General features: G+C 38.0%; 12 protein-coding genes. 6 read left to right on the forward strand and 6 right to left on the reverse strand.

From position 1 onward, the window contains the following. The first annotated feature begins 219 nt into the window (after nucleotides 1-219). Nucleotides 220-1827 (forward strand): AAA family ATPase, encoded by a 1608-nt coding sequence (locus tag BUA88_RS12935; RefSeq protein WP_072918744.1) that lies wholly within the window; start codon nucleotides 220-222, stop codon nucleotides 1825-1827. A gap of 42 nt (nucleotides 1828-1869) precedes the next feature. Continuing rightward, complete coding sequence (locus BUA88_RS12940; RefSeq protein WP_072918747.1) at nucleotides 1870-2487, forward strand: superoxide dismutase; 618 nt, start codon at nucleotides 1870-1872, stop codon at nucleotides 2485-2487. An 84-nt stretch (nucleotides 2488-2571) separates the two neighbouring features. On the opposite strand, the gene BUA88_RS12945 is transcribed toward BUA88_RS12940, so the two are convergent. The 3 genes from BUA88_RS12945 to BUA88_RS12955 all read right to left on the reverse strand — a co-directional run bounded on the left by BUA88_RS12945 (nucleotide 2572) and on the right by BUA88_RS12955 (nucleotide 6815). After that, nucleotides 2572-4044, reverse strand: coding sequence for an O-antigen ligase family protein (locus BUA88_RS12945; RefSeq protein ID WP_072918750.1), 1473 nt, complete (start codon nucleotides 4042-4044; stop codon nucleotides 2572-2574). Between the two features lie 112 nt (nucleotides 4045-4156). Then, complete coding sequence (locus BUA88_RS12950; protein WP_072918753.1) at nucleotides 4157-5137, reverse strand: hypothetical protein; 981 nt, start codon at nucleotides 5135-5137, stop codon at nucleotides 4157-4159. Between the two features lie 229 nt (nucleotides 5138-5366). Continuing rightward, complete coding sequence (locus BUA88_RS12955) at nucleotides 5367-6815, reverse strand: O-antigen ligase family protein (RefSeq protein WP_072918755.1); 1449 nt, start codon at nucleotides 6813-6815, stop codon at nucleotides 5367-5369. A 100-nt stretch (nucleotides 6816-6915) separates the two neighbouring features. On the opposite strand from BUA88_RS12955, the gene BUA88_RS12960 reads away from it, so the two are divergent. The 3 genes from BUA88_RS12960 to BUA88_RS12970 are packed head-to-tail and all read left to right on the forward strand — an operon-like array spanning nucleotide 6916 to nucleotide 10685. Next, nucleotides 6916-7647: a glycosyltransferase family 2 protein gene (locus BUA88_RS12960; protein WP_072918757.1), complete on the forward strand. Its 732-nt coding sequence runs from the start codon at nucleotides 6916-6918 to the stop codon at nucleotides 7645-7647. Between the two features lie 28 nt (nucleotides 7648-7675). Beyond that, nucleotides 7676-8710 carry a hypothetical protein gene (locus BUA88_RS12965; RefSeq protein ID WP_072918759.1) on the forward strand — a complete coding sequence of 345 codons (1035 nt, stop codon included), beginning with the start codon at nucleotides 7676-7678 and terminating at the stop codon, nucleotides 8708-8710. A 16-nt stretch (nucleotides 8711-8726) separates the two neighbouring features. Next, nucleotides 8727-10685, forward strand: coding sequence for a polysaccharide biosynthesis protein (locus BUA88_RS12970; protein ID WP_072918761.1), 1959 nt, complete (start codon nucleotides 8727-8729; stop codon nucleotides 10683-10685). Between the two features lie 67 nt (nucleotides 10686-10752). Here the strand turns inward: BUA88_RS12970 and BUA88_RS12975 are convergent, their stop codons facing one another. After that, a complete protein-coding gene (locus tag BUA88_RS12975; RefSeq protein ID WP_072918764.1) occupies nucleotides 10753-11286 on the reverse strand; it encodes a hypothetical protein in 534 nt (177 codons plus the stop codon). Between the two features lie 223 nt (nucleotides 11287-11509). On the opposite strand from BUA88_RS12975, the gene BUA88_RS12980 reads away from it, so the two are divergent. After that, nucleotides 11510-13351: a glycosyltransferase family protein gene (locus BUA88_RS12980; RefSeq protein ID WP_072918767.1), complete on the forward strand. Its 1842-nt coding sequence runs from the start codon at nucleotides 11510-11512 to the stop codon at nucleotides 13349-13351. Here the strand turns inward: BUA88_RS12980 and BUA88_RS12985 are convergent. Together BUA88_RS12985 and BUA88_RS12990 are read right to left on the reverse strand one after the other, a co-directional pair. Beyond that, complete coding sequence (locus tag BUA88_RS12985) at nucleotides 13348-15045, reverse strand: CotH kinase family protein (RefSeq protein WP_072918769.1); 1698 nt, start codon at nucleotides 15043-15045, stop codon at nucleotides 13348-13350. The genes BUA88_RS12980 and BUA88_RS12985 overlap by 4 nt on opposite strands. A 10-nt stretch (nucleotides 15046-15055) precedes the next feature. Continuing rightward, nucleotides 15056-16690 carry a CotH kinase family protein gene (locus tag BUA88_RS12990; protein WP_072918771.1) on the reverse strand — a complete coding sequence of 545 codons (1635 nt, stop codon included), beginning with the start codon at nucleotides 16688-16690 and terminating at the stop codon, nucleotides 15056-15058. Between the last annotated feature and the right edge of the window lie 108 nt (nucleotides 16691-16798).

The raw sequence follows: 16798 nt of genomic DNA on the forward strand, positions 1-16798 counted from the left end.
TCGCTAGCTTTCTTCTTTAAATAATTAAGAACATTTAATGTTCTATGTTCTACGTAACAACTGTTGATAAATTCATTGATGAATTTTTACAACTTAATTAATGTTACATTGTATTTATCGGAAAGTCAACATGTTTTTTTAGTACAATTGAGGATGTGTTGCTGTAATCTAGAGAAATTATACTTTATATTGTGCTTTTTTGAAAAAATGGAGTGAAAAATGGGAATATATTTAAATCCTGGAAACGAAGAGTTTAAAAGGATTATTAAATCAAACTACATAGACAAGACAGGACTAATAAGCATTATTAACTCAAAAATTGGTACAAAAAAGAATCTTGTTTGCGTTAGTCGTCCGAGAAGATTCGGCAAATCATATGCTGCTCAGATGCTGTGTGCTTATTATGATTGTACCTGTGAGTCTAAAGAACTATTTGCAAAGTACGGAATTGCAGAGCTGGATGACAGGCTAAGTTACCTAAATGAATTTAATGTAATCTATCTAGATATTACGAGTTTTATTTCTGATCGTACCAGTAAGGGTGATAGCATCAATTCTGTAGTCAACGATATACAGGATGCTGTGATAAAAGATGTTTCTGATATTGTAGAAGTGAATCCGCAAGATTCATTTACAAATATTCTTCTGAAATATGTAGAGCAATCTGGCAAGAAGATTATTTTTATCATTGATGAATGGGATGCCATCATTCGAGAAGCAAAGGATAATAACGAGGTTCAAACGGCATATTTAAACTTACTAAGGAGTTTGTTTAAAAATGGCAATTTTACTTCTAGAGCTGTAGCTGTAGCCTATATGACAGGTATTCTTCCAATTAAAAAGGATGGAACAGAGTCGGCTGTTTCAGATTTTGATGAGTTTACAATTATTAATCCAGGTAAGTTTGCGGAGTACACCGGTTTCAATGCTGATGATATAAGAACAGTTTGTCAGCAGAATGAAACAGGTATCACAGTAGATGAATTGAAGGAATGGTATGATGGCTATTCTTTTGATGGAGTGAACCCAATTTATAATCCATATTCAGTAATGCAGGCGATTGAAATGGGAAGGCTGGAATCATACTGGCGTAAGACTACAGCAGCAGAAACATTGTTTACATACATAAATATGGATTTTAAGGGCTTACAGGAAGATATTGCCAGGCTGATTTCTGGAGAGCAGTTGCATGTAGATATTAATAATTTCAATAATGATGTAGAAACGTTTAATAGTAAAGATGATGTTTTAACATTGCTGATTCATTTGGGATATTTAGCCTATGATAATGACACGCAGATGGTTAGAATTCCTAACAAAGAGGTCAGAACAGAGTTTGATTCTTTACTAAAGAATGAGAGTAAATCTAAACTGGCTGATTTGGTTAAAAGGTCTGATAATCTTTTTCAGGCAACTCTTAATTTGCAGGGAGATATGGTTGCGAAGGTTATCGATAATATAAGATGTTCAGAGTATGCGCCAACTTTCTATAATAATGAGCAGGCACTTAGATATGTTATAAAATTTGCTTACATATGTTGTGTTGATTCTTATCAAAAAGTTGAAGAGTTACCATCAGGTAAAGGTATAGCTGATGTGGTATATCTACCGAAGAAAGGCTCGAATTTACCAGCTATGGTGGTTGAACTTAAGTGGAACAAAACGGAAGAGGCTGCAATACAACAGATTAAGGACAAGAAATATCCAACTATTTTACAGGATTATGTAGGCGATATCTTGTTGGTTGGAGTTAATTATGACGAGAGCGTAAAAGAGCATGCTTGTGTCATAGAGAGAATAGCTAGACAATGTATTTTAGGAACATAATCTGGTGTATAATGTAGAAAAAGTTTCAAGGAGGGATTTACAATGTTTGAACAAATTAGATTAGACTATGCAACTAATGCTTTGGAACCATGGATTGATCAGACTACAGTGGAGACTCATCATGGTAAGCATCATGCTACTTATACTAAGACATTTAATGAGCTGGCGGAGAAGGCTGGTATGGCTAATCTTCCAGTAGAGGAGTTGTTGGCTTCACTAGATAAAGTAAGTGATGCTACCCTTCGTCAGGGATTGAAGAATCAGGGCGGTGGATATTATAATCACAATCTCTATTTTGAAATGTTCTCTCCAAATCCTGCAAAGACACCTACAGGCAAATTGGCTGAAGCTATTGATAAAACATTCGGTGGATTAGATGCATTAAAAGAGCAGCTTACTACAGCAGCTACCACACAATTTGGCTCTGGATGGGCGTGGCTTTCTACTGATAAATCAGGAAATCTTGCCGTTTCAAAGACTGGAAATCAGGATAATCCTATTTCAGAGGGTACAGGTATGATTCCGATTGTTGCTTTGGATGTTTGGGAGCACGCTTATTATCTTAAGTATAAGAATCTGAGAGCGGATTATATCAAGGCTTTCTTTGAGGTGCTGGATTGGGGCAAGGTTAGTGCAAGATATGAAGAGATAGTGAAATAAATAGATATTCAAGTTTCAATAGACAGCATGTAAGAGTGCTGTCTTTGTTTTAATCATGCTGTCATAAAAATAATAGAGAACACTTTACAGGAGTGATGGTATAAATGCCATGTGGATGCTATAAGACATTATAGCTATGGCCATTACCATGGCGCATACTAAAGCACAGAATTTTAAGCGATAATAATAATTATCGCTTTTTTTCATATATTTTAGTCTGCAGAACAAGAAACTAAGTACAGCAAGAAAATTTAGCAAACCATATTCGAAAAGAAAATGAAGATACATGTTATGGGAGTCTTTAAGAAGGATATCGACATACATATTTCCATACATATCGTGGAATAAATTTTGATTGCTATTATATAAATTTTTGAAGCTGCAGGCACCTTGACCCAGTAGTATATTGATTATATTTCCATGTGAAAAAAGGTATAGATGGCACTTCCAAATATATCCTCGGCCTGAACCCCAATTATTATCAAAATATAGGAAGTTAGAAAAAAATGAGAGGAATGGTGAGGTCGAAAGTCTGTCGCAAGACACAGTCTTTGTGATAATTGCGATATAAACAGGTGCAGAAAAGATAAGCATGATTGTTGCCATCAGGAGTATTTTCAACCATTTAAATGACGCTGCTTTTGTGTTAATCAGGAGCAAGAGCAAAGAAACAATTAGCAGTAGTACAATAACTGGTAGTGAAGTGACAAGCATGTATATGGAAGAAAGATTTCTTGTTACACTTAAATTTCGACGCATCACATAAATTATAGAAATACCTATTGTTACAAATAGTAGTGTGTAAAATGAGGAGTTACGGTATTCTTTTATTTCTATGGACACTAGTAAAATAAGGAGTATTTCGACGATAAAACCAACCAGCGCGGTATCGGAACTACTGATAATGACTCCTAAGGTAGACATGATAATGCCTAAAGCTCCTAGAGTATTCCACCACTTTTTTGTGAGAAGAAAGACTGAAAATGGAAGCATGACAGCAAAATAAAAGCCAGCACAATCAACATTACTCATAGTAGAGAGAAAGGTTAATGAAGAGTAACTTGGACTGATTGAGTCATACATATGAATAAAATCGTAGTTGAGGAATTGTATGAAAGCTATTCCGCCAACAATTATTAGCCCTACACTGGAACAGGCACAAAAAAGAACTTCGTTAATTCGCTGAGTACGTATAAGAGCAAAAACAATAATGAGAGTTTCAATATATAAAAAACTGGCGGCATAGTCGTTAATGCCAAAGAAGGTTTCGTGGTATCTGCCATTTATGATGAATGTTATAAGGGTAAGCAATGATATAGTTGCTAAAAGACGTTTTTCTGTTTTGACTAAATTTAATTGAGGTAAAGGTTGTTTCTTACATTTTATATATATGAAAATGATAGTATTAGAGATTATAAAAAGGAATGATACTGCGTAAAAGGCGATTAATTTTGCGTTGCCGATATCTGCATATGCTTCACGGAATATAGCTGGGTAAATAATGAAAATAAACACCCAATACATATTTTGTATAGTTTGTAACCATTCGTTTTGCATAACAATCCCCAATCTACACATAGTCATTCTAAAGAAAAGGGGCTGAATTACTTCAACCCCTTACAATATTAAGTTTATGAAATATTTATCACATACGTTAGTTTATAAATTTTTATCTTCTTCGTGCTCTTACAGGTGCTGGTTTTTCAACTGCAAATGCAAATGTACCGAATGAATCTGTGCCCCATACTACACGGCCCTGGTCGATGAGGGTCTCGCATACTGTAATGGTTCCATCATCATTGAACTTATAAACCTTAAGTACCATGCCTTCTGGAACTACTAGGTCAGCAGGCATTGGAAGTGACATGCACACCTTGCCATCAAGAGTCTTGATTGCTGTAGCCTGTTTAGAGAATACATTGAAGTCATAAACCTTCTTAACCTCTGCATTTGGTCTCCAGATACCAAGGATTGCTGTGGCAACTGAATATGTCTGAGAAGTTGGTGCGGCCTCAACTGCATTGAGTTTTGCTCCTGAAGGGATAAGGCCTACACTACCAGTCATAAGTGTATTCGAGCCATCGACTGCAGAGAACATAGTAAGTGGTTTTCCGTCAGCTGAGGTGATATTAGCTGGAAGAGCCACTTCTGTAGTAGATGCAGCAGATGAAGATGATGATCTCTGTTCGCTAGGACTAGCATTCTGCTTAGAAGACTCAACAGGGACAGTTACAGTACATTTCGCTGTAAGTGTTGTGCCTGAATTATCTAATGATGCAGTAATGTCGGTTGTACCAGGCTTTAGCGCTAAAGCCCAAAATGTAGTACCATAATTATAGATTCTTAAGAGTGAAGAATCTCCAACTGACCATTGGACTCCTTGGATAAGATTATTTCCAGGGTCGCTAATGCCTTCAAGAGATACTTTTAACTGCAGTTCACCACCAACATAAACAGTGGCAGCTGAAGATGTAAGCTTAAGAGCTGGATCTGACTGTGTTGCACCAGAACCACCCTGTCCGCTATCTGGAGATGCTTCTGAACCTTCATCAGAAGCGAAAGTGTTCATGCTAGGTGTAATGAGAAATACAGCGCCGGCTACAATTACTGTGGCAATTGCAAATACAAAATACTTTTTCAAATTCTTCATAGGTAAAAATACCTCCTACTCTTTTCCCTCGGTGTGATAAATATTTTCAAACCTAAGTATTTCGCACTCGAATGTGCGACTCTAACGCCACTGTACCACCATAATTTTTGTATTTCTACAAATACATAGAAAATACATAAACATTTAAAGTTGTGTTCTAGATATTGTTCGAGGCGTAAATCGGTTTACATAATAAGTAGAAGGGAATCAAACATTATATTTGTTAGGGTTACAGCAATACTGTTAACCACCCTAATGTAACATTTTGAAAAGCTAAAAACATGGATGCTACCATAGCTCCAATAAGGCTTATTGCTTTCAATTTTGCAAACAGATTATCGTTGATAAGATTTCTTTTGATTCGCATAATCAAAAATGCCATAGTAAGTCCTAAGCCTACGAGGCCATATTCGCACAAAAAGTGCAGGAAGAAATTGTGGGCATCATAGTTTGAATAAATACCAAGTTCCAGTGAAGTATTATAGAATTTATCAATATATGCATCAGCAAAGCCACTACTGCCAAGTCCAAAAAGTTTTTGGGAAATTGGGCTATCAGCAAAAATTCTAACAGCGCTTTTCCAGAGATACCCTCTATCTGTACCCCAGTGATTATCGAAATACAGGACACGTCCAATAAGTGTGTCTGGTCGTTGATTAGTTATGGTATATGTGAAGATGATAATTGGAAGTATGCATAGAGCTATTAGGGCTATGATGCAGATGATGCGGGATATTTTATTTATGATGGTGTCGCGATGTTTTATGTGGAGAATAAGGGGAATGGCTGAATAGCAGATTAATACGCAGAGTAATATTGGGTTTATTAGTAATCGCTCATGAATATCTAGAGGTCTTGAATCTTGAATTAGTTGAGTGAGACCTACAAGGGTGAAAGCAACACCGATGAGTAATAGTGAAATATGAAAATAGAATGCTAAATCATTTCGTCTCAGCGTGATGATACCTAATAAAATAACGACTACTGCAAAAGACAGAATTGTACCATCCGTATTAGATATTAATGCTAATATGCTGCAAAAAAAGATGCCACATCCACCAAGGACTTTGGTGAGTGCGGAATATTTTTCGGATGTCATAGCAAGGCTATAGAAACACAGTGGGAAAACCATCACTGCGTAGCATCCAAGATTGCCAATGTTTCCAATTGTACCCAAGAATAAGCTTCGCTCATCTTCGGCAACTGCTCCAAGTAATCCCAAAGGGTCGAGACCTATAAATTGAAGAGTTGAGAATAGTGAAACTGCGATTACACCGAGAGTAATAGCAGTGCTATAGAAAAAAGCAGATTCGCCCGTTTCTATTAGTAACACAGAAAGGGATGTCAGTATCAAAATGAACAGAAAAATCAGGCCTGTGCCATATTCAGCTTCGCTGGTTAGAATTTCACTAGTATGTCCATTTAACATAAAAGTAATTAGCATGCTTATAGATAAGGCTCCAAGCAATATAAGTTCTTTTGGTTTTTCTAAATATTTATATCTCAGAACAAAAGCATAGATAAAGACACTTAGAATCAATAGAGCTGAAAGGACATAAAAAGTTATCAGCTTAGTGTTGCTGATATCAAAGTACATATCGTGCATTATTAGTGGATAGAGGATGAACATCCCGATAATATAGATTTTACCAATATAGTTTTTGATTCTATTTTCCATAAGTCCCCCGTTAAAAATGACCATCTCTATCTTTTTAGTATACTAGAAAAAGTACTACTGTGGTATAATTATCAATAGTCTGATTAAGGAGAAAAATGACATGAATAAAATTGATGTTGTTATAACTATGGGAGGACTGGGTTCCCGTTTTAGAAAAATGGGATACACAGTGCCTAAATACATGATTGAAGCTAAAGGCAAGACTTTGTTCGAGTGGTCACTTATTAGTTTGGAGGGCTACAAGAATGAGGTTAATCAGTACGTTTTCATTGCTATGAAGGATGAGGCTGCTGATGTAGAGGCATTTATTAGTGGCAAGTGTCAGGAGCTCGGTATTAAGAATTATCATGTGATAGTGCTTGATTATCTTACAGATGGCCAGGCTACCACAGCTATGAAGGCTGCCGAGTATTGGAATAGAGACAATGCATTGTTGATTTACAACATTGATACATATGTAGAAGCTGGTGAGATGAATTCTGCAGAGCTTAAAGGCGATGGTTTCATTCCTTGCTTTCAGGCAGAGGGAGACCACTGGAGCTTTGTGAGATTAGATGATGCTGGCAAGGTAGTGGAGATTAAAGAAAAGCAGAGAATTTCTAATTACTGTACACTTGGGGCATATTATTTTAAGACTTGCGGATTGTACGAGGACTTATATAACGAGTACTACAGCAAGACTCAGGAATTGGTAAATGGTGAGAAGTATGTGGCCCCATTGTATGATTACTTACTGAAGAAGGGCGGAGAGATTTATATCTCTGATATCGACCCTAAGAGAGTTCATGTGCTTGGAACACCTGAGGAGCTTCAGACTTTTTTAAATGAATAAAACTATTTATTGAAGGGATAATTATTTTATGAATGAAAATTACGTACGTGAAATTGATTTGATTGATTTATTTGTAGATTGGTTGAGCCATTGGCGTTCATTGCTTGCATTCCTTATTGTTGGGGTGATTTTAGCAGGTGGGTACATGTTCCTTGGAAGTACCCCATCAGCTCCAATTGAGCTTGATGTTGTTCAAGAGGAAGAAGAGGAAGAAGAGGAGCTAACTGCAAGAGAGATTAAGGCAGTAGAGGAAGTAATAGCTCTTAATGATGAATATGAAGAGAATGTAAAGCTATACGAAGCCGAAAAGGATTCTATGGAACCTAAGGACAGAGCTGAAGCATTCTATTATATTGTTGCTACAAAGAATAGTGTTGAAGGTCGAAAAGGGACGCTCAACGAGGCACAGTTAAAATATTTATATGGTGATGAAGACACTGATGATTCAAAAGATGCAAAAGAAGAAAATGTGGAGAGTGCAACTGAGAGTGTGGCACCAGCAGGACCATCTAAAACAAAAGCGCTCCTTATAGTTATTCTCGCAGTAATTCTTCACTTCATTGTTTTCGCTTGTCGTTATATCTTCGATAACAAAATCAAACACACAGATACACTTTCAGCTATGACAGGTGTACCAGAGTACACTCGTATGGTTGATTGGAGTATGGTTGATTCTAAGAAAGGGCTTGATAAGCTAGTTAATAAGATGAGATTTGCTGGTATTCGCCGCACGTCTCTGACACAAATCGTAGAAATTAATTCATCTGCAACAATCGAGAAGCTTAAGAACAAGAACTACAGCTCAATTGCTGTTGTTGGTACAGGAATTGATTTAGAGCGCAACATTCTTTCTAATCAGATTTTAAAGGACAAGCCAGATGCTACAGTAAAATCTATCGACAGCATCACCCACAGCGTAAATGGTGCAGATGATATTGCAGGTGTGGATGCAGCTATTCTTGCTGTAAAGGTTGCTCACACTCGCTACAATGATTTTATGGAAGAACTTCAGTCACTTCGTGACAGAGGTGTTGATGTTCTTGGCATCGCAATTTTTGAATAAACGAGGTTGACCTTTAATGTTAAAATTTTTAGAGAGAATAAAGCATTGGCATCTCATAGCATATATCTTATTAGCCTATGATTTGGTGACAGTAATACTTTCTTATTTCCTGGCTTTGTGGCTCAGGTTTGACTGCCGATACACACATATACAGCATCCATATTTGGAGATGTATAGCAGTGCTATCATTCCATTCGCTTTATTTACGGTAGTAATCTATTGGCTTCTTGGACTGTATCGCAGTATTTGGCGTTTCGCCAGTTTCTTTGAATTAAAACGTTTGATTTACGCTACTCTTATTACTTTTGCGGCAAACGTAGTTGTTGTTACTACATTGGTGTACAGAATGCCAATTTCCTACTATGTATTTGGAATTGGCTTTCAGTTCTTCTTTGCAGTGATGATTCGATTTTCATATCGATTTGTGCTTCTGCTTCGTACTACTCAGAATGTAGCATTGCAGGATGAGAAGAAGGTACTTCTTATTGGCGCAGGAGCTGCAGGAAGAATGATCCTTCGTGATGTAAATTTCGTGGAAGGTGGGGCCCAAAGCAATTCAAAGATTGTGGCTATCATAGATGACAATGAAAACAAGTGGGGACGCTATATTGATGGCGTAGAGGTTATCGGTGGCCGCGATAAGATTCTCAAAGCAGTAGAAGAATACGGCATTGAAGAAATCTTCATCGCTATAGCAAGTCTTTCACCTAGAGAGAAACGTAATCTTATCAACATTTGTCAGCAGACTGACTGTAAGATTAAACAGCTTCCAAACATGTATGCTGAAAAGGCAGGTGTTATCAGTGCTGGAAATCTTCAGAACATTACCATCGAAGATGTGCTTGGTAGAGATCCTATCAGCCTCCATCAAGAAGATGTGGCTGAACAGATTCAAGGCAAGGTTGTTCTTGTTACTGGAGGCGGTGGCTCCATCGGCTCAGAACTTTGTAGACAGATTGCAAAATATCAGCCTAAGCAGCTTATCATCTTTGATGTATACGAGAATAATGCATATGATATTCAGCTAGAACTTAAGAAGAAATATCCATATTTGAATTTGGTTACATTGATAGGCTCAGTTCGTGACGCACGTCGTATCGAGTCAGTTTTTGAGACCTACAGACCAAATATATGTTATCATGCAGCAGCTCACAAGCATGTGCCTCTTATGGAGGACAGCCCTTGTGAGGCTATCAAAAATAATGCAGTTGGAACCTACAAGACAGCATACGCTGCTATGAAATTTGGTTGCGACCGTTTTGTTCTTATCAGTACAGATAAAGCTGTAAATCCTACAAATGTTATGGGTGCCACAAAACGTATATGCGAAATGATTATTCAGACCTTCGACCATATGGTTAGTACTCATCAGGAGGATAAGCTTCCTTGTTTGATTACTCATCATGTTGGAGAAAAAGAATTCCAGCCAGGTCATGTGGAGGCTGGTTCTGCTCACACAGAATATGTAGCAGTTCGTTTTGGAAACGTTCTTGGTTCTAATGGCTCAGTAGTGCCGCTGTTTAAAAAGCAGATTGCAGAGGGCGGTCCTGTTACCCTTACTCACAAGGATATCATCCGATATTTCATGACTATTCCGGAGGCTGTTTCACTTGTTCTTAAGGCAGGAGCCAATGCATCTGGTGGTGAGATATTCGTACTAGATATGGGAGAGCCCGTAAAGATTCTTGATCTTGCCAGAAACATGATTGAGCTTGCAGGCCTTCGTCCAGATATTGATATCGAAATAAAAGAAATTGGTCTTCGCCCAGGCGAGAAGCTATACGAAGAAAAGCTTATGAGTGAAGAGGGCTTAAAGGAAACAGAGAATCATATGATTCACGTGGCCGAGCCTATTAAGTTTGACTCAGAAGAGTTTATCCGTCAGCTTCACGACCTCATGGGACTTGCCTATGCCAATGAGGCAGTTGAGACTGTACAAAAGATTAGAGAAACTGTAGTAACCTTTAGGGGTTAAAACTCACAATTCAATAGGTATAAAAATAGAGCATCCTCAAATGAGGATGCTCGCTTTTGCGTAAAGCTTATTTAATTTCAACACCTGGATGAGAATTAGGAGTCATTACTGGAATAGCTCCCTTCTTAGCAAATTGCTGACCCTTTACGAAATCGTAAACGCTGTAAACATTTGCATTTGCCCAAAGAGCACCTTCCTTTGTAGGAACTGGTCTCCAAGCCTGCTCCTTCTGGTGTGTGCAGTAGTACATGTAGTAGCCTACGATGTCATCGCCATAGATTGGCTGAAGATCATAGTTTCTACTAGCGTAAGCATCTACATTGAAATAAGTAGATGGCTGTCTCTGCTCCCAGATACCAAATGTGATGAAATGTGTGTAAAGTGTTGTAGGATCGTCGCCTAATTCCTTTACTACATCTGGGTACATCTTTGCGTACTGCTCAGGATAGAAGATAGTACGGATAGTCTGGATTTCCTCTGCTGTAAGGTCACGACGATGAGCCTCGCCCTCAGCTGACATAGCGCAACTATTTACCGTAAATACGGATACGGCTACAACTGTTGCCAAGGCTAATGATAAAACCTTTACGAATCTTTTCATAAAACCTCACCTCTCATATTTATTCTTATACTCTAGGAATGTACAAACTCCTATTTCAAATATAGTCTAAAGTACCTGAATATTCAATGGTTATAGATTAAAAAACACCAAAATTTCATATACTGAGGATTGAGGTGGTACCTTTTCAATTGTAAAAATGATAAACTAACAATATTACATAAGTGGTGTATAAATGTTGATTAAAAGTGAATGGAGAAATGGAATGGCAAAATTTAGAGACTTATTAGTGAAATTCTATAGATTTATGATACTTGTATTTGGCGTTTTTGAAATCTCAGTCATCTGGGCTATGAGTATGTTTTTTACATGCTTTATTTCCAGTGATGAAAATGAGATTACGTTTTTTTGTAAGGATAAGGCACCGTTAAATATACTGATAGTAATTGTCTTTTTTGCAATTACATTTGTGTTGGCTAAAAAATCCGTAATCACGAATTTTATTGGTAAATTGAATGATGACGCATTTTTTAATCAAGCTAAAGTGATAATTCTTTGGATTATTACAATCATGGGAATCCTTTGGGTTCTTATTACCCAGTATGTGCCAGGTTCTGACCAGCTGGATGTTATGTCTAGTGCATATAAGTATGGTGTTGGAGACACTGCTGTTGTGGCAGCTGGAGGATATCTTGACAGATGGCCACATAACATTGGAATAGCCACAGTAGAAAGGGTTATCAGCTTTTTTGTTGGTGATTTTAATGTTGTGTTCATGCAGCTTTTGAATGTCCTTGGAATCACATTGATTTACAAGAAGATGGTGGATACATGGGAAAAGCTTGGCGGTTCACGTTTTTCTCAGATTTGTACATTAGGATGTGGAATTATCTTTTACCCATTAATAATGTATGCATCTTTTGTGTATGGAAATATCTGGCATGTTACATTAGCGTTGATTTCATTTGATGCTTTGGTGGATTATTTTGATACTAAGAAGAGTCTTTGTTTGGCGAAGTGTGCACTGGCCATTGGTTTATCCTATGTGGTAAAGAGTAGTGGAATCCTCTTCTTTGTGGCACTGGTTATCTATGCAATAGTTCGCGGAGCAATAGAGAAGACTAAGTTTTATAAAGTTTTGCTGGCTATTGTAATAATGTGTGTATCTCTTGGTATATTTGCAACTGTTCCAAAGGTAGTTTTGGCGAAATCCATGAAGACAGAACTGAGAGAGTCTACTGGAATATGGGCGCTTATTGCTATGGGATTACAGGAAGACGGTGCCACTGCTGGCTGGTATAACGGATATCCTTTGAATGTATATTATGAGAATAATTGTGATGGACCTGCTTCAGAGAAAGCAGCGAAAGTAGAATTAAGTAATAGATTGAACTATTTGTTTGGTGATAAACATCATGCCTATGAATTCTTCTCAAAGAAAATTGCTTCCACATGGATTGAGCCTACATATCAGTCGTATTGGATTAGTCAGGTAAGAAATCACCGTGTTACTTTTCCTAAATGGTTAGATTCGTTTATGAGTGCAAAGGGATACACCACAGCAGCAAAAGTATTTGATATTTTCCAGATATTGATTTTTACAGGAACAATTTTGTGGATGATATTAGAAGATAAAAGGAAATTTGTGGATAAAGCATTTTTACTTTTAAGCTTTATAGGAGGATTTACCTTCCTTCTGTTTTGGGAGACAAAGGCTCAGTACACAGTAACATATTTCGTATTACTGTTCCCTTATGCTTTGACAGGATTTGAGCTGTTGGCTGGAAAATGTGAAGCTGCCTCAGCGATTAAGTCGGCTAATAAGCCTGTGCTGATTTATAGCGCACTGATTATCGTATTTTATTTGGTGGGATATAAGCTTGATGCATCACACTGTTTATCAAATCAAAATGCGGCTTATGATTTTTATGTGAGTCAATGGACTGAGTCAGGATTCAATGAATCGGTTTATGAGATAAATAATATTAGAGCACAAATGAATGCATATAATGAACGTATAGTAGATTATATTCAGAGACTAGAGGCAGAACAAAAGAAAAACGCTGAATATGAGCGCTTGTTAGATGAAAATGGTATAGCCCACTAATAGAGGCTATCCATATAATCATTCATACACTTCAATCTTTCTAATACATAATTTTCAAAATCATCAAGTTTTTTATCAGGGGTGTAGTAGTTACCATCCCACCAACGGTCCATGGTACGCATATAAGCACCTGAGTTATAAATGGCATCCTCGTATTTTGCGATGGATGCCTTTATTGCATCATCGGACCATACAGTATTTCTAAGCTCGTCATATCTTGCCTGTAATTCGGGCAAAATATCTTCATCTCCACATTCCATTAAAAAGTACACAGGTGACCATTCTATTGGAAGGTCATAATCAGGTGAATTGAAATATGATGTGATGCCATGATTTCCCTGGCCATCTACATATCTGTTCCCGAAGGTTTGATCCATATCCCATGGACATAAGAGGAGCTTATAGCCATCGATACCTGTGTCGGAAAGCTTTGTGGCTGAATATAGATTCTTCACTTGGTTCGTATATACGTTATCAACGGCTTGAGTGAGCTTATAGAAAAACCAAAGATCGATAGCGTCATCCATGTCGCAGGTACTTCTGATGGTGTTGGGATCTTTGGAATATGCCATCTCATAATAAAGCTCATGGAGTTGTTCAAAGCCTTCCATGGAGCCATCCTCCAAAGAGTAGCCAGGAAGCCATAAATCTCCAGAATCTGTAGGTTCCAAATCAAGGGAGAATTCTGTGCCTGACCAGTCTTTCTTCTTAAAGAGAGTCTCTTCGTCCTGGATATCGAACTGTTTGTTATCGATAGGATAAGTCAGGGCATATAGACCGTGGTAACGATTGTTTATAAAAAGTTCTATGTATTTGTATTCGTTGGAATTAGGGGCGTTCCATTCATTTCTGTCGTAGGCCATATCGTGCCATAGATTCATGGAAAAGACAGTTCTGATTTTCTCATAATCTGAGTATGGAGAATAAAGAATCCAGTCATCATCTTCACGGAGACCCAGAAGATTCTTTTTTGACTTAGTCGAATGGTCTTCACCATTTTCTAAAAGTGAAAGACGATAGCTTTTTTGTGGAAAACCTATTGTAGTTCCGCCGCGAGTGTGGATTTTTGCAGGACTTTCAATGAGTCGGGATGCATCATCAAAATCAGCGGAGTTATCGTAAAGAGACATGGTGACAGATGTGTAATTATCGATTGCGTAAGTGTCATCAAGTCCTAATTCTTTTACTGTTTCTGCTGACACATTTATATTCATCACTGGAAGAGTGGTGATTACAAGATTTGAAATGCTGATAGAGATGCCTGATTTTATGACGAGCTTTGGCTCGCAGCTTGGGGCGGTGCTTGTAGTGTTTCCGGTATACAGGGCGAGCTTTGGCTTGGATTGTTTTAAGGCAGCCTTAAATGAGATAGAAGGCATGCGGATTATGGTTTTGCTTTCAATTTCGGCGTCGTCTTCAATCGCTGAATAATAGAAGGTGTCTGTGGCCTGGTCATATATTAGCTTTTCATCATTGAAATAAATGTCAGAGAAGAGGGCAGGGGTGTCCTCAGAGGTTTGCTGTTCGTATTTACGTAGCGCTGTTTCATCTATCTGCACATCTTCCCATGCGTAGCTAGGGTTCATACGGCTGTCGATTATAAGCAGGCCTGCAATGACGAATATGGCGAAGCAGAGCGTAATGATAGATTGTATGAACTTTGGTGATTTAAATTTCAATGATAAAAAAGCCATATAAATATCCTTAAGGTAAGCTGTTGATATAAGTGTCCATTGCAATTAGTCGTGCCAATACATAAGTTTTAAATTCGGAAAGCTTGATATTTGAATCGTTGTAAGCACCGTCTTTATATTTGTCTCTGGTTCGTGCAAAAGCACCTGAATCGTAGATTTGTTTTTCGTAGGTGTCGATTTTTTCTGAGATACATTCATCGGACCAGGTGGTGTTTCGTAATTCCTGATAGCGTTCTTTAATCTGATTGTTGATCTCGGTGTCACCTGTGTACTGAAGGCGGTAAACTGTGCCCCAGCCGATAGGAATATCATAATCAGGGCTGCCGTACTGTCCTGTAGTGCCTTCGCCGATATAGCGGAAGGTCTGATCCATATCCCATGGAGTGAACAGAAGCTTGTGCCCAGCGATTCCTGAGTCGGAGTTCTTTACAGATACGTACATGTTTTTAACGTTTCCATAATTTACATTATCCACCGCCTGTGAAAGCTTATAAAAGAGCCACAGGTCGATTGAATTATCTACATCAGAAGTCATCCTGATGATGGCTGGCTCCACCGAGTAATTCATGTTCATGTAAAGCTGAAGTAGGTAGTTGAAATCCTCGCTGGTGCCATCCTTTAGCTGATAGCCAGGAAGATAATCGCCGTTACCATCGTTTGTCAGTGCTGTATCCAATTCACTCATGGACCAGTCTTTTTTCTTAAAGCTGCTTTCACCCTCTTTAATCTTGAATTCTTTAGAATCTAATCTATAACAAAGTCCGTATAGGCCGTGATAATGGCCGTTGAAGAACAGCTCTACAAAAGCATACTTAGTAGAATTGTTTACCTTCCATTCATTATGACCAGTGGCACTGTCGTACCAAAGATTAGTGGCAAAAACATTTCTTACTTTTTCGTAGTCCTTATAGGTGGCGGAAAGAATCCAGTCATCATCTTTGCGAAGGCCAAGGAAGTTTTCCTTATTATTTTCACCATCTAGGTCGTTTTTATCTGCCAACAGGGACAGGCGGTATCCTTTCATAGGATAGTTTACAGTGGTCTGTCCGTGGCGTTTTACCTTTGCGTCAGATTTAATCACGCGGCTGGCACCATCAAAATCTGCCCTGTTATCAAACAGGTATACCGTGCTTCCTGTGTAATCCATGATGTCGAAGGTATCATCTAGCCCAAGCTGGCTCACCATATTATCGTCTATACGAATATCCATCACAGGAAGAGTGGTGCAAATGAGGTTTGAGATACTGTAGGAAGTGTTATCGTAGATGATAAGCTCTATAGGTGTGTTTCTGGCGATGGTGTTGTCATCAATGGCTGGGCCGTGAAGAGCCACGTTTATGCCAGTATCTGTGATGGCTTCAGGATTGTAGCTATCTGCATTATTTTCAATTAAAGAATAATAGAAAGTATTTGTATCGCTGTCATAGATAAGTGGCTGCTTATCAAAGTAAACATTTGTTGTAAGTGGTATGGCTGAAGGTGAAAATTTGGAAGTGATTTTTGTATAAAGCTCATCGTTTATGTATAAATCATTGGCTTCGGTGAAGGTACCCTCAGAAGATTTGCCTGAGATAATAACTACCGAGGCGATGATTAAAGATATTAAAATAATGATGGTTGATTTGATTTTTATAGACATATTCATAAAATAATTGCCTTTCAAGTTACATATGTAATATTATAGCAATATCGGATTGTTAAGCAATATATTCACATTTTATAAGCATGGAGGATGGCCGCCGGTGGGTGGCTA

This window comes from Pseudobutyrivibrio xylanivorans DSM 14809 (genome assembly GCF_900141825.1).
GTDB classification, from domain to species: Bacteria; Bacillota; Clostridia; order Lachnospirales; family Lachnospiraceae; genus Pseudobutyrivibrio; species Pseudobutyrivibrio xylanivorans.